Genomic DNA, 12,798 nt, shown 5'->3' on the forward strand with positions numbered 1-12,798 from the left:
TTACCGAACGGCCGCGAGCGAGTGCTCCCCCATTCTGGCCTTGTTGGTCGGTAAGTGTCGTGTAACAGGCGCGCTCAGGCGCCTGTTACACTGCTCCTGTGCCTAAATTAGCGCACTTTTCAAGCAGGATAAAGGCCTTGCGGGCGGAAAAAGCGGAATAGTGGCACATTTTTACAAATTCTTTTAATTTCAGGCCTTTGTTGTGGGTTTTGATTGTAGTTTCTTAGCTTTGTGGGGCTCTATGGGTCGTGTTTGTTGCATTTTTGGGCGAACAGCCATAGTCTAGATGCTTCTATTTATACATGTCATACAACATCCATAACCCGCTGCGTTTAAGGCCCCTGGGCTCGCTTTTGCTTGCCTAAATGGGCGTCAGCGGGTAATATTCTGCGCCCATTTGCATAGCCCCTCTCGTCTAGGGGCTTTTTTGTCTGGCGTATTGCGTCGCTGAATACAGCGCGCTGTGCGAGAGTAAATCAGGTAATAAATTGAGAGACAGCCTATGACCACTGGTCTGTACAGTTTGGACGAGTTTAAAGACAATTGCGGCTTCGGTCTGATTGCCCATTTAAAGGGTAAGACCAGCCACCGTCTGCTCGAGACAGCCATTGAATCCCTGACGTGTATGACGCACCGGGGCGGTATTGCCGCCGATGGCAAAACCGGCGACGGCTGTGGTCTGCTGTTGCAAAAGCCAGATAGCTTCCTGCGTACCGTAGCGGCAGAAGCCGGCTGTAAGCCTTTGGGTGAGTCCTACGGTGTCGGCGCTGTGATGCTGAGCCGCAATGTGGAAAAAGCCGACCACGCGCGTCAGGTGCTAGAAGATTGCCTGCGCGGTGAGGGTTTGAAACCCGCCGGCTGGCGCGAGCTGCCCGTGGACTCCAGCTGCTTGGGGCCCATTGCGTTGGAATCGCTGCCACTGTTTAGCCATGTATTTGTCAACGCCGACGACGATATTAGCAATGAAGTATTCAGTGCCAAGCTGCTGATGGCCCGTCGCCGCGCCGAGCTGGTGTTAAAAGATGATCCTTCCTTTTACATCGCCAGCTTAAGCACCAGCATCCTCTCTTATAAAGGGTTGATGATGCCGGTGGACCTTCCCAAGTTTTTTGCCGATCTGGCCGATGAGCGTCTGGAAACCGCTATTTGCGTATTCCATCAGCGCTTCTCTACCAACACCACGCCCCAGTGGCCGCTGGCTCAGCCTTTCCGGATGTTGGCCCACAATGGCGAAATTAACACTGTTATGGGTAACCGCAACTGGTCTGTGGCCCGTACCGATAAGTTCTCTACTCCGCTGCTGCCGGATATCGCCGAAGTGGCGCCTTTAGTCAATCGTACGGGGTCGGACTCATCCAGCCTAGATAATATGCTGGAAGTGCTTTTGATTGGTGGCATGGAACTGCACCGCGCTGTGCGTATGTTGGTTCCGCCGGCATGGCAAAACGTCGAGCATATGGACTCCGATCTGCGCGCTTTTTACGAATACAACTCCATGCACGTTGAGCCCTGGGATGGCCCGGCGGGCTTGGTGATTACCGACGGCCGCTACGCGGTATGTACTCTGGATCGCAACGGTCTGCGCCCCTCGCGCTGGGTTATCACCAAAGACGATCTGATTACCGTGGCTTCAGAGGTGGGCGTATACGGCTACAAGCCCGAGGACGTTGTCGCCAAGGGCCGCTTGGGCCCCGGTCAGATCTTGTCCGTAGACACCGAAACCGGCGAGCTATTCCACACTGAAGATATCGATGCCCAGTTAAAGCAGGGCAAGCCTTATAAGCAGTGGCTGAAAGACAACGCCGTACGCATTGAGTCTACCCTCGAGACAGATGTGGCCGAGAACGGTTTGTCCGAGTCGGACATGAAAGCCTACATGAAGCAGTATCAGGTGACCTTTGAGGAGCGTGACCAGGTATTGCGTCCGCTGGCTGAAGGCGGTCAGGAGGCGGTGGGCTCCATGGGTGATGATACCCCCATGGCCGTTTTGTCGAGCAAGCAGCGCTCGCTCTACGATTATTTCCGTCAGCAATTTGCCCAGGTTACCAACCCGCCCATCGATCCTCTGCGCGAAGCGATTGTGATGTCACTGGAGACTTGCGTGGGCCGCGAGCTTTCGGTGTACGAAGAAACCGAAGCCCACGCTAACCGCGTGATCCTCAGCTCACCCGTACTGTCGCCTGCCAAGTTTCGCGCTCTGACCAATCTGGGGCGTGCCGACTACAAGGCCGAGACCTTCTCGCTGGCCTATGACCCGCAGAAAACCGACTTAAAGCAAGCGGTGCTGGATTTGCGTGAGCGTGTCGCCGAGGCGGTACGCGGCGGTACCGTGCAGGTGGTGCTGAGCGATATGGGGCTGCAAAAAGGTCAGCTGCCTATCCACGCATTGCTCGCTACCGGTTCTGTGCACCATTATCTGACCCAGAAAGGCCTGCGCTGCGACGCCAATATTGTGGTCGAGACAGGCACCGCGCGCGACTCGCATCAGGTGGCCACCTTGATCGGTTACGGTGCGACGGCGGTTTATCCGTACCTTAGTTACTATGTGATGAACGACCTGATCAACAAAGGCGAGCTGCTGATTGATGTGGATCAGGCGTACAAAAATTACCGCAAGGGCTTGGATAAAGGGCTGTTGAAAATCCTCTCGAAAATGGGGATTTCTACCATCACCTCCTACCGAGGTGCGCAACTGTTTGAAGCGGTCGGTTTGGCCGATGACGTGGTGGATATCTGCTTTACCGGTACCACTTCGCGCATCAAAGGCGCGCGTTTTGAAGATCTGGAAGCGGATCAAAAATCGCTGGCCAAAACCGCCTGGTTGGATCGCAAGCCCATTATTCAGGGCGGCTTGTTGAAATATGTCCACGGCCAGGAATACCACGCCTTTAACCCGGATGTGGTGCAAACTCTGCAGCAGGCGGTGCAAAGTGGCGACTGGAAAATCTGGCAGAAGTACTCGGATTTGGTGAATACTCGTCCGGTGGCGACACTGCGCGACTTGATTAAAGTGCGCGGCGGTGTCGGCGAGCCTATCTCGGTTGATGAGGTAGAGCCAGTCGAGGAAATTATTAAGCGCTTTGACTCGGCGGGTATGTCCCTGGGGGCGCTGTCGCCCGAGGCTCACGAAGCCCTGGCCGAGGCGATGAACACTCTGGGTGGTCGCTCTAACAGTGGTGAGGGCGGCGAAGACCCTGTGCGTTTTAACTCGCCCAAGGTCTCTAAAATTAAGCAGATCGCATCCGGTCGCTTTGGTGTGACTCCGCACTATTTGGTCAATGCCGAAGTACTGCAAATTAAAGTGGCCCAGGGCGCCAAGCCCGGTGAGGGTGGCCAGCTGCCCGGCGGTAAAGTGAATGAACTGATCGCCCGGTTGCGCTATTCGGTTCCCGGCGTGACCTTGATTTCGCCGCCGCCGCACCACGATATTTACTCCATCGAAGATTTGGCTCAGCTGATCTACGATTTAAAACAGGTTAACCCCAGTGCGCTGGTTTCGGTGAAGCTGGTATCGCGCCCAGGCGTTGGTACGATCGCCGCCGGTGTGGCAAAAGCCTATGCGGATCTGATTACTATCTCCGGGTACGATGGCGGCACCGCGGCCAGCCCGCTTACCTCGATTCGCTACGCGGGTTCGCCCTGGGAACTCGGCCTTTCCGAGACCCATCAAACCCTGCGCGCCAACGACCTGCGCGATAAAGTGCGGGTACAAACCGACGGCGGTTTAAAGACCGGCCTGGACGTGATCAAAGCGGCCATGCTGGGCGCCGAAAGCTTTGGCTTTGGTACCGCACCGATGGTGGCCCTGGGTTGCAAATACCTGCGTATTTGCCACTTGAATAACTGCGCCACCGGTGTTGCGACTCAGAATGATAAGCTGCGCCGCGATCACTACATCGGCACCGTGGAAATGGCGAAAAACTTTTTCCGCTTTGTCGCCGAAGAGGCCCGCCTGTTGATGGCCGACCTGGGTGTGCGCAGCCTGGCCGAGCTGGTAGGGCGCGTGGATTTGCTGGAGCTGACCGAAGGCAAGACCGACAAGCAGAAACAATTGGATCTGGCGCCCGTGGTGCATACCGATTCGTTCCTGGCAACCAAGCCGCAGTTGTGTGCAGTAGAGCGCAATGTGCCTTTCGATAAGGGTGAGCTGGCCGAGGCCATGGTGCGCGAAGTATTGCCCACCATTGAAGCCAAATCCGGCGGCGAATTCAGCTTCCACCTGACTAACTGCGATCGCTCTATTGGGGCGCGCATTAGCGGTGAAATTGCCAAGCGCTACGGCAACCAGGGTATGGCCGACAAACCCCTTAAACTGAACCTGACCGGTATTGCCGGACAGAGCTTTGGGGTTTGGAATGCGGGCGGTTTGGAGATGTACCTGGAAGGCGACGCCAACGACTATGTGGGCAAAGGCATGGCCGGCGGTAAGATTGTTATTCGTCCGCCCCAGGGTTCTGAGTTCGACTCCAACAAAACCAGCATTATGGGTAACACCTGCCTGTACGGCGCTACCGGCGGTAAATTATTTGCCGCTGGTACCGCGGGCGAGCGCTGCGGGGTGCGTAACTCCGGTGCTCATGTCGTGGTAGAAGGCGCAGGCGATCACTGTTGTGAATACATGACGGGCGGTGTGGTAACTGTGCTGGGTGATACCGGGGTAAACTTCGGTGCGGGCATGACCGGTGGTTTTGCCTATGTGCTGGACGAAAACAACGGTTTTGTGGATCGCTACAACCACGAGCTAGTGGAAATTCACCGCGTGGATACCGAAAGCCTGGAGGCGCATCGCAATCATCTGCGCAGCGTGATCGAAGAGTTTACCCGCGAGACTGAAAGCGCCTGGGGTAAACACTTATTGGCTAACTTCGATGATTACGTCGGTAAATTTTGGTTAGTCAAACCCAAGGCGGCGAGCATGAAAAGCTTGCTTGAAAGTATGAAAAACCGCGGCGAATAACCCCTTGGGTTGAACAGTTTAGAGGCATTGATTATGGCCGAGCGTTTACACAACAACTTCCAGTTTATCGATGTGGGTCGTCAAGATCCGCAGAAAAAGGATATTGAAACCCGCAAACACCAGTTTGTGGAAATTTACGAGCCCTACAGTAAAGATGAAGTGGCCGGCCAGGCGCACCGCTGTCTGGAGTGTGGTAACCCCTACTGTGAGTGGAAGTGCCCGGTACACAACTTTATTCCCAACTGGTTAAAGTTGATCTCTGAGGGCAATATTTTTGAAGCCGCCGAGCTCAGTCACCAAACCAACACCCTGCCTGAAGTCTGCGGTCGCGTGTGCCCACAGGATCGTCTGTGCGAAGGCGCTTGTACTTTGAACGACGGTTTTGGTGCGGTCACCATTGGTAACGCTGAGAAGTACATTACCGATACCGCCTTTGCCATGGGCTGGCGCCCGGATATGTCCAAAGTACAGTGGACTGACAAAAAAGTCGCGGTTATTGGTGCGGGCCCTGCAGGGCTGGGGTGTGCCGATGTGCTGGTGCGCAACGGGGTTAAACCTGTGGTGTTTGACCGCTACCCCGAAATTGGCGGCCTGCTGACCTTTGGTATTCCAGAGTTTAAACTGGAAAAAACCGTACTGACTCGGCGCCGTGAAATTTTTACCGAAATGGGTATGGAATTCCGCCTGAACACGGAAGTCGGCAAAGACATCAGCATTGACGAGCTTATGTCCGAATACGATGCCGTGTTTATGGGCATGGGTACCTACAACTACATGAAAGGCGGCTTCCCGGGCGAAGATTTACCGGGCGTTCACGATGCGCTGCCCTTCTTGGTGTCTAACGTTAATCGCAACCTGGGCTTTGAAAAAGACCCGGCCGATTTTATCAGCGTTGAGGGTAAACGCGTGGTGGTACTCGGTGGTGGCGACACGGCTATGGACTGTAACCGCACCTCTATCCGTCAGGGCGCCGAGTCGGTGGCCTGTGCTTATCGCCGCGACGAAGCCAATATGCCCGGCTCTAAACGCGAAGTGGCGAACGCTCGCGAAGAGGGTGTCGAGTTTCTGTTTAACCGTCAGCCGGTTGCGATTGTGGGTGAAGACAAGGTTGAAGGCGTCAAAGTGGTTACCACCCAGTTGGGTGAGCCCGACGAAAATGGCCGCCGTCGTCCCGAGCCGATTCCCGGCAGTGAAGAAATCTTGCCCGCCGATGTGGTTTTGATCGCCTTTGGTTTCCGTCCCAGCCCGCCCGAATGGCTGGCCGATCACAAAGTTGATATCAACAATTGGGGCGGTGTAGTCGCGCCGGAAGAGCAAGAGTACAAATTCCAGACCACCAACCCCAAGGTCTTTGCCGGTGGGGATATGGTGCGCGGCTCTGACTTGGTGGTGACCGCCATCTGGGAAGGCCGGGAAGCCGCCGAAGGCATACTGGACTACCTGGAAGTGTGATGACAAAGCCGGTCAATTGACCGGCTTTTTTATGCCGCCCCCGACGTTTAAATAAGACAGAGCTATGACTGAATTGAAAAACGACCGTTTCTTGCGCGCGCTGATGCGCCAGAGCGTGGATGTAACCCCCGTGTGGATGATGCGTCAGGCCGGACGCTATTTACCTGAATACCGTGCCAGCCGCGAAAAAGCGGGCAACTTTATGGGGTTGTGTGGCAACCCCGAGGCGGCGTGCGAAGTGACACTGCAGCCGCTGGAACGCTACCCTTTGGATGCGGCCATTTTATTCTCGGATATTCTGACTATTCCCGATGCTATGGGCTTAGGCTTGTATTTCGAGCCAGGAGAAGGACCCAAATTTAAGAAAACGGTGCGCACCGAAGCGGATGTAGACGCCTTGAAAGTTATTAACCCGCGTCAGGATTTACCCTATGTGCTGGATGCCGTGTCACTGATACGCCGCGAGCTGAATGGTCGCGTGCCGCTAATCGGTTTTTCTGGCAGTCCCTGGACTCTGGCGACTTATATGATTGAAGGTGGCTCCAGCCGGGATTTTCGCCGCGCCAAGCAAATGCTTTATAACACCCCCGAGGTGATGCACCGTTTACTGGATACCTTGGCCGACTCGGTGATTGCCTATCTCAACGGCCAGATAGAAGCCGGTGCTCAGGCGGTGCAAATTTTTGATACTTGGGGCGGTGCGCTGGCCCACGACGCCTATGCTGAGTTCTCACTGCGCTATATGAAAAAAATCGTCGCCGGGCTGATTCGTGAGCGCGAAGGTCGTCGGGTGCCGGTCATTTTGTTTACTAAAGGTGGCGGCCAATGGCTGGAAGCTTTGGCCGATACCGGCGCGGATGCTTTGGGGCTGGATTGGACCACGGACATGGCCGAAGCACGTCGCCGGGTGGGTGATAGGGTCGCGTTGCAGGGCAATATGGACCCGACCATTTTGTACGCCAGCCCCGAGCGCATCCGCGAAGAGGTAGCGCGTATACTCGACTCATACGGTTCGGGCCCCGGGCATGTGTTTAACCTGGGCCATGGTATTACCCCCGAGGTAGACCCCGAGCATGCCGGTGCGTTTATCCGCGCGGTGCACCAGTTATCGGGTGCTTATCATACCTAAGTTGGCACCCATATGGTTATTGTTTAAACTGCTTGCCTCACTCTAAGTAAGCGTACCTAACGAGGATTGGTGGGTGACACGCTCATTCACGGAGATAATACGTGGGCATTAAACAAGTCAAACTGAATGTAAATGAGTTGACCATCGGGATGTTCGTCTCGGGTCTGGACAGGCCCTGGACGCAAACGCCGTTTCCTCTTCAAGGTTTCTACATTCGCGAAATTGACGAAATCAGACAGCTGAAAAGCCTCTGTAATCATGTCTATATCGACGTGGTGAAAGGTCGTGCCCCCGTCTCTAGTAATTTAAAATCGGCAAGCTTCACGGGCGGCGGTGGTGGCAAGTCGTCCTCACCGAGGCGCGCCGAAGATATCCCCGTTTCGGTTCCGGTTAAACCCATTACTGTTCGTCGCGACCAATACACCGAAGTAAAACCCCTGGGCAAAGAAGTCAAAAAGGCCCGTCAGCTCCACCAAAAAGTCTATGCCGCCGTAGGGCAGGTGCTGCAGCAGTTGGATACGGAGCACTTTCACGATTTACCGGTAGCTGAAACTCGTAAGCTGGCCAGCGATATGGTCGATAGCGTGGTGCGCAACCCCGACGCCTTTACCTGGCTTTCGCGGGTACAAGAGGCCGATGAATATACCTACAGTCACGCCTTGCGGGCGGCGGTTTGGGCTATTTTGTTTGGCCGCCATCTGGGATTGGCCAAGCGCGACTTGGATATTCTGGCAATGGGGGTGTTGCTCAAAGATGTCGGTAAAACCAAGTTGCCCGCCGAGCTGATCAGTAAATCCGAGTTTAGTGAGCAAGAGCACGAGGAGTACGAGAGCTTTGTCGATTTAGGCGTGCAAATTCTGCGCGAGGGCGGGGGAGTCGAGCCCCGGGTTATCAGCGTGGTCCGCACCCACTGTGAACGGCTAAACGGCAGCGGCTTCCCCCAGCACCTTGTGGGGGACAAAATCCCTCTGCTGGGTAAGATTGCCGGTATTGTTACCTTTTACGATACTGTGGTTACCCCCCGCACTGCCAAGGTGCCTATTGCCCCTTCCCGCGCAGTGGCGCGCTTGTACGAGCTTCGCAACACCCTCTTTCAGGAAGATCTGGTGGTGGAGTTTATTCGCGCCATTGGCTTATACCCCACGGGCACGCTGGTAGAGTTAAGCACCGGTGAGGTAGGCGTGGTGGTGGAGCAAAATTTTGCCCGCCGCCTTAAGCCCCGGGTAATGGTGGTGATGGACACCCTCAAAGAAAAGCTGGATAAACCCTATTTGCTGGATTTGGCTGAGGACGACAAGCGCAAACAAGCTTTGATCGACGCCGGTAAGCAGAGCCTGGAAGAGGCGCAAAAAGTTGAGATCGTGCGGGACTTGGAACCGGGTCGCTACGATGTGGATATCAATCAGGTACGCGATGATTATCTTTTTAACAGCGAGCGCAAAGGCTTGTTAAGCATCCTTGACCGGTTGCGCACCTAATCGAGCGCAACTTTAGTCGATAATTCCCCGTCGGTTAAAGCATTCGCCCCATCGCTTCGCCCATTCGCGTCGGGGTTGTCGCTCCAAAGCTGGGCGACCATTCCACCCGATCTTTGCCAAACAACACGATGGCAGTGGAGCCCAGTTTAAAGCGACCCATCTCCGCGCCTTTATCCAGGTTAACTTCGGCGAGTGCCGAGCCGTAGTGGCTGGTGGTCACATGACGCCCGATAGGCGCTTGTTGGCCGCCCCAGACGGTCTCAATACCGGCGACAATCACGGCGCCTACCAACACGACCGCCATGGGCCCGGCCTGAGTGTCAAACACGCAGACTACCCGCTCATTGCGCGCAAATAAGCGCGGTACATGGCGCGCCGTCACTTCGTTTACGGAAAACAACTCGCCGGGCACCACCGTCATCTGCCGCAGCTGGCCGCCCAGGGGCATGTGCACCCGGTGGTAGTCCTTGGGCGACAAATACACAGTGGCGAAACTGCCGTCGTCGAACTGCCGAGCCAGGGCTTCGTCGCCGCCCAGCAATTCCAGGGCCGAGTACATTTGCCCTTTAGCCTGAAAAATCCGCCCTTCGTTAATGCGGCCCAGTTGGCTGATGGCGCCGTCAGCAGGGCACACAATGGAGTCTGCAGCGCTGTCGATAGGGCGAGCGCCGGGCTTAAGAGCGCGGGTAAAAAAGTCGTTAAAATTCGCGTAATCACTTAACTCAGGGCGTTCCGCTTCACTCATATCCACTCCGTAGCGCTTGGCAAACCAGCTGATAAACCGATTCTTAACCGCAGGCTTGGTGCAGCTGGCAAGCTTGCCCGCCAGGCGCGAGATGCCGTGCTGAGGAATAAGGTGTTGTGAGGCAATAAACAACTTGTCTTTCATGGTCTGGTGAGTACTCCGCGAATTGATAGGCGCTATGCTACCAGAGTTTGCAGACTCGCCGCCCTGCGCGCTGATAAAATACCGGCTTTTATGCGTCGGAGGTCTACTGTTGTGCTGGGCTGGCAAATTAATCCCGTTACCCACTTCCAACAAAATTGCAGCTTAATTTGGTGCCAGGCGACCGATCGCGCCGCATTGGTCGACCCCGGCGGTGATGCGGATAGGTTGCAGCGGGCTGTAGCCAACTCGGGTAAGCAGATTGAGAAAATCCTGCTCACTCACGGCCATATGGATCATGTGGGAGCCGCCACGGCTCTGGCAAAGATTTACGATGTGCCCATCATCGGTCCCCATCGCGAGGATCAGTTTTGGTTAGACGCTCTGGATCAACAGGCGCAGATGATGGGCTTTGCTCCCACCGATCCAGTCAAACCCGACCAGTGGCTGGAAGACGGTGACCGAATCACCCTGGGAGAGTGCGAGCTAAAAGTGCTGCACTGCCCAGGGCATACGCCTGGGCATGTGGTGCTGGTGGATACCGTCACCCGAATTGCCTTTGTCGGCGATGTGTTGTTTAAAGGCTCGGTGGGACGATCGGATTTTCCCCGCGGCGATCAAGCCGCCCTGGTGAACTCTATTGTCAGCAAACTCTGGCCGCTGGGCGATGACATCGCCTTTGTACCCGGTCACGGCCCTATGTCGACCTTTGCCGCCGAGCGCGCGACTAACCCCTTTGTGGCGGATAAGAACTTTGGCTGAGAATCTACCCAATTTGGATATTCGCTACTCGCGGCGCCGTCGCACCATTGGCATAGAGGTGCGGGAAGGTCGAGTGGTGGTGAGAGCCCCCAGTGGCTTTCCCGCCGCCCAATTGCACCGTTTAGTGGCTCGCAAGGCCCGTTGGATTGATACCAAGCTGCGCCAGCAGCAAGATCGAATGCGCGAGCGCCCGCAATACAGTTACCGCGAGGGTGAGCGTTTTCCGTACCTGGGGCAAACCTACCCGCTAACGGTGGTTCGTGGTCCTCGGGCCGATTGCGACCTAAAGGACGGCGAGCTGCGAGTGAGCCTGGGCCCGCGCAGTCGTCAGAGCCCGGAAATGCAAATCTATAACACCCTTAAAAGCTGGTATCGGCGCCAGGCCGGGGTTTTGTTAAGCCGGAAAACCCAAGAGTTATGCCGTCAACACGGTTTAAAAATGGGCAAAGTAACCGTGCGTGCAACCCGATCGAAGTGGGGGCATTGCACAAATCGCGGCGACATTCAGTACAACTGGCAAATTCTGCTGGCCCCCGAGCCGGTGGTGGATTATCTTGTAGCCCACGAGGTCAGCCACCTGGTGCATCACAACCATAGTCCGGCTTTCTGGCGGCATGTAGAACGTTTGTTTCCGGGGCATAAGCCCCACCGGCAGTGGCTAAAAGAGCAGGGTCATACTCTGATACTGCCCGGCAACGAGAGGTAATAACATGGAACCTGACAGCAGTGATTGGGAAGCCAATTTAGATCGGTTTGTAATCGAGGGCCTGAATACTGGCTGTGTCTGGGGGCTTGAGGGCCCGGACGGCTGGGCGCTATGCGATTCGGAAAAATACGATGAAACGGATGTGATGCCCCTGTGGTCGGCGCGTGAGCTGGCTATGCACCACTGCGTGGAAGAGTGGTCCGACTACCAGCCGGTGGCCATTGCAGTGGCCGAGCTGCTGGAGGACTGGCTGCCCGGCATGCACGACGACGTATTGTTAGTGGGCGTGAACTGGAACCACGAGCTCCAGGGCGAGGAATGGGAGCCGCTGGATTTGCTGGCCGAATTTGAAGCCGAGCTGCGTTAAGCACAGCGCGGCTTGATGCTTAACCGCGCCGCGCGGCGAGTTCATCCACGCCGAATAAATACTCGTGCAGAATATCCACCTGGTTGTCGGCGACGTAGCGCTCCAGCAGTTCCAGCTGGGAAAAAGCTGGCGTAATAACCGCCTCCGAGGCGTCAAGGTTTTCACCGCGGGCCATAACCACGACCTTGCGCGGGGCACCGTCGTCCTGAGGGGCTAACAACAGCTGCAGTACCTTGAATTTAAAATCAAGGCTGAAGCGCATTAGATTGGGGTAGATCGACTCCTGTCGGTTCGTAAAGCTTATTTCCCTGCTGCCTAAAAACTCCTGCGGAAATACTGGCTGGTCAGGCATACATCTCTCTGCCGGCAAATTAATTTGATATTTTTGCAGATTAGAGCACAGTGGCGCTTGGCTATATGTGAGGTGCATCACAAAACCGCTTGGGGTGTGTGACAGAGTTTACCTATTGGCACCGTTTTTTGCTTGGGTCGTGATCTCGGCTCGGGTATTCTCAAGGCGTAATCCATAGGATTCTGAATAGGAGTCTGATATGAGAACCATCCCCGCTGCGGCCTTAGGGTGTTTGTTTGTCGCTCTGTCACTGCTAACAGCTTGTGCGACTATGATGCCGGGGTTTACCCAGCCCCAGGTCAAAGTGGCAGGATTGCGGTTACTGCCTGCCAGCGAGGGCGAGCTGGCGCCGAGATTGGGGGTTAATGTTATTGTGAGTAACCCCAATGATGTGGATTTGTCTGTCACGGGGATGTCTTATAGCATAGCCCTCGATGGCTACAACCTTCTGTCGGGTGTTAAAGGCGACCTTCCAGCCTTTAAAGCGTTTAGTGAAACGCCGCTCGAGCTGACCTTGTCGGCGGACATGTTACAAATGCTTAAGCTTGTTCGCGCGCTCGCCGAGCGCCACCAGGGCAAACCGATAGAATACGAATTTAATGCGAAACTGAGTACGGGCCGGCTGCGCCCCGCGATTCATTTAAAAGAGTCGGGTCAGGTAACCTTTGATTCATTGAGTAAGGGCTCCTGACGCGGCAGATAACAGGAT

At 55.5% G+C, this 12,798-nt stretch carries 10 protein-coding genes; 8 read left to right on the top strand and 2 right to left on the bottom strand.

Annotated features, from left to right (window positions below):
- Positions 1-502 precede the first annotated feature (502 nt).
- From gltB to M6D89_RS15660, 4 genes are all read left to right on the top strand, one after another.
- The gene (gltB, locus tag M6D89_RS15645) at positions 503-4,957 is read left to right on the top strand and encodes a glutamate synthase large subunit (protein ID WP_253969034.1); all 4,455 of its coding nucleotides are present in this window, start codon (positions 503-505) and stop codon (positions 4,955-4,957) included.
- 33 nt (positions 4,958-4,990) lie between these two features.
- Positions 4,991-6,409, top strand: coding sequence for an FAD-dependent oxidoreductase (locus M6D89_RS15650; RefSeq protein ID WP_253969035.1), 1,419 nt, complete (start codon positions 4,991-4,993; stop codon positions 6,407-6,409).
- Positions 6,410-6,473: 64 nt separating this feature from the next.
- A complete protein-coding gene (gene hemE / locus M6D89_RS15655) occupies positions 6,474-7,538 on the top strand; it encodes a uroporphyrinogen decarboxylase (protein ID WP_253969036.1) in 1,065 nt (354 codons plus the stop codon).
- 101 nt (positions 7,539-7,639) lie between these two features.
- Positions 7,640-9,016 carry a cyclic di-GMP phosphodiesterase gene (locus M6D89_RS15660; protein ID WP_253969037.1) on the top strand — a complete coding sequence of 459 codons (1,377 nt, stop codon included), beginning with the start codon at positions 7,640-7,642 and terminating at the stop codon, positions 9,014-9,016.
- Between the two features lie 34 nt (positions 9,017-9,050).
- Here M6D89_RS15660 and asd read toward each other — a convergent pair whose 3' ends face one another.
- The gene (asd, locus tag M6D89_RS15665) at positions 9,051-9,905 is read right to left on the bottom strand and encodes an archaetidylserine decarboxylase (protein WP_253969038.1); all 855 of its coding nucleotides are present in this window, start codon (positions 9,903-9,905) and stop codon (positions 9,051-9,053) included.
- Positions 9,906-10,016: 111 nt separating this feature from the next.
- Here asd and M6D89_RS15670 point away from each other — a divergent pair, with 111 nt between their 5' ends.
- From M6D89_RS15670 to M6D89_RS15680, 3 genes are read left to right on the top strand one after another with little or no spacing between them, the layout of a single operon-like run.
- Positions 10,017-10,664: an MBL fold metallo-hydrolase gene (locus M6D89_RS15670; RefSeq protein WP_336297562.1), complete on the top strand. Its 648-nt coding sequence runs from the start codon at positions 10,017-10,019 to the stop codon at positions 10,662-10,664.
- Positions 10,657-11,370, top strand: a complete 714-nt coding sequence (locus M6D89_RS15675; protein ID WP_253969039.1) for a M48 family metallopeptidase — start codon at positions 10,657-10,659, stop codon at positions 11,368-11,370. Before M6D89_RS15670 ends, M6D89_RS15675 begins: the two co-directional genes overlap by 8 nt.
- Positions 11,371-11,374: 4 nt before the next feature.
- Positions 11,375-11,737, top strand: a complete 363-nt coding sequence (locus M6D89_RS15680) for a DUF2750 domain-containing protein (RefSeq protein ID WP_253969040.1) — start codon at positions 11,375-11,377, stop codon at positions 11,735-11,737.
- A gap of 19 nt (positions 11,738-11,756) precedes the next feature.
- On the opposite strand, the gene M6D89_RS15685 is transcribed toward M6D89_RS15680, so the two are convergent.
- Complete coding sequence (locus M6D89_RS15685; RefSeq protein ID WP_253969041.1) at positions 11,757-12,089, bottom strand: hypothetical protein; 333 nt, start codon at positions 12,087-12,089, stop codon at positions 11,757-11,759.
- Positions 12,090-12,288: 199 nt separating this feature from the next.
- Between M6D89_RS15685 and M6D89_RS15690 the strand changes: the two genes are divergently transcribed.
- A complete protein-coding gene (locus tag M6D89_RS15690) occupies positions 12,289-12,780 on the top strand; it encodes an LEA/WHy family protein (RefSeq protein WP_253969042.1) in 492 nt (163 codons plus the stop codon).
- The last annotated feature ends 18 nt before the right edge of the window (positions 12,781-12,798 follow it).

It is taken from the genome of Gilvimarinus xylanilyticus, assembly GCF_024195295.1.
Lineage (GTDB): Bacteria > Pseudomonadota > Gammaproteobacteria > Pseudomonadales > Cellvibrionaceae > Gilvimarinus > Gilvimarinus xylanilyticus.

What these genes read in the sequence shown, in the direction of transcription:
- gltB (WP_253969034.1), top strand. Translation starts at nt 503, where the DNA reads ATGACCACTGGTCTGTACAGTTTGGACGAGTTTAAAGACAATTGCGGC.
- M6D89_RS15650 (WP_253969035.1), top strand. Translation starts at nt 4,991, where the DNA reads ATGGCCGAGCGTTTACACAACAACTTCCAGTTTATCGATGTGGGTCGT.
- hemE (WP_253969036.1), top strand. Translation starts at nt 6,474, where the DNA reads ATGACTGAATTGAAAAACGACCGTTTCTTGCGCGCGCTGATGCGCCAG.
- asd (WP_253969038.1), bottom strand. Translation starts at nt 9,905, where the DNA reads ATGAAAGACAAGTTGTTTATTGCCTCACAACACCTTATTCCTCAGCAC.
- M6D89_RS15680 (WP_253969040.1), top strand. Translation starts at nt 11,375, where the DNA reads ATGGAACCTGACAGCAGTGATTGGGAAGCCAATTTAGATCGGTTTGTA.
- M6D89_RS15685 (WP_253969041.1), bottom strand. Translation starts at nt 12,089, where the DNA reads ATGCCTGACCAGCCAGTATTTCCGCAGGAGTTTTTAGGCAGCAGGGAA.
- M6D89_RS15690 (WP_253969042.1), top strand. Translation starts at nt 12,289, where the DNA reads ATGAGAACCATCCCCGCTGCGGCCTTAGGGTGTTTGTTTGTCGCTCTG.